Source organism: Bradyrhizobium sp. MI1.4, from assembly GCF_055811315.1.
The window spans coordinates 1-1,410 of sequence record NZ_JBVVPP010000123.1 but is presented as its reverse complement, the minus strand read 5'-3'; the positions used below and the strand labels follow the sequence as shown (position 1 = coordinate 1,410).

The window sequence follows — 1,410 nt, the reverse complement described above, 5'->3', positions numbered from 1 at the left end:
GGCTCTGACTCATATGTGGAACGGCCCGGGCTGCAAGATCTTTCTCTGGTTGAACAAGGGATGACGGTGCGGTCATATGTTCGGCCTGTGAACGCGGCGCCTGGCCGCTGGCCACGATGATATCCGCGGAAGCAATCGCCCAATCAATTTCTCGCGCTCGAAGCGCAGTGAGTCAGGCGGTCTGATTGCTACCGGGAATGACGTCATTCGGGGTTCATCCAGATTTGCACCTTGCCTCCTCGGCAGCGTTCTTCTTCCGCCGGAGAGCTCTTGAGATTAGGATTTCAGCATTGCGGCCGGCGCCTGATAGTTGCCGCCTCTGACCAGCAAGGCCCAGATCGTGCGCGCAATCTTATTAGCGAGCGCGACCGATACGACCTTGACCGGCCGTCTTTGCAGCATGGTCCGAATCCAGAGTGGGACTTTCAAGCCTCGTTTAGCAAGCTTGATGATAGAGGTCGCACCAACGATCAGGAGCGTCCGTAGTTGCCGATTTCCGCGCTTTGATATCGCGCCGAGCCTTTCTTTCCCGCCGCTCGACTGTGCCCTCGGTGTGAGCCCCGTCCAAGCCGCAAAATCTCGTGCAGTCGCAAAATCGCGAGCATCCACGACGGATGTCCGAACGGTAGCGGCGATGAGAGGACCGACACCCGGAATGCTCATCAGACGCCTTGCATCAGGGTCCTTTCTGACGGCAACCAAAATCTCTCTGTCGAGCTTCTCTATGCGGGTTGTAAGCAGCTCAATCTGTTCAGCGAATAGGATCAGGGCAAAGCGGGCGGCGCCGGGAATCCTATTGTCTTTTTCGTCCCGGAGAAGCACCAGGAGTTTCGCGATGCTTGCCATGCCTGTGCCAGCGATAATGCCCAATTCGGCCATATGGGCACGCAGGGCATTTGCAGTCTGGCTGCGCTGCTTCATCAGCATCTCTCGCGTTCGCAAAATCATGCTGGCTGCTTGTTGTTCGGCAGTCTTCACGGGCACGAACCGCATTGTCGGGCGGTTGACCGCCTCACAAATGGCTTCAGCATCCGCCGCGTCGGTCTTGTTTCGTTTGACGTAAGGCTTCACGTAGGCTGGCGGCATCATGCGGACAGAGTGGCCCAACGCCGCTATCTCGCGTGCCCAGTGATGGGCACTCGCACAGGCCTCCATACCTACCACGCAAGCTGGAAGGCTTCGAAAGAAGGGCAGAACCTGCGATCGCCGCAATGTGCGACGAACCAAGACTTTCCCGTTTTCGGCGATGCCGTGAACTTGAAAGATCGACTTGGCCAAATCCAAACCCACTGTGATAATCTTCTCCATGGAACGGTCCTTCGTTTGTGGCGCCTCTCTACGCGACCACGTTAGGCAGTTTTGATGCCGGTTCGAAGGGCCGTTCCACACCATCACTTTTGATGAAGTTCA

At 57.0% G+C, this 1,410-nt stretch carries 1 protein-coding gene; it reads right to left on the bottom strand.

The window, feature by feature from the left end:
* Positions 1-276 precede the first annotated feature (276 nt).
* Positions 277-1,308, bottom strand: a complete 1,032-nt coding sequence (locus AC0L23_RS39890) for an IS110 family RNA-guided transposase (protein WP_231188901.1) — start codon at positions 1,306-1,308, stop codon at positions 277-279.
* Positions 1,309-1,410: the final 102 nt, after the last annotated feature.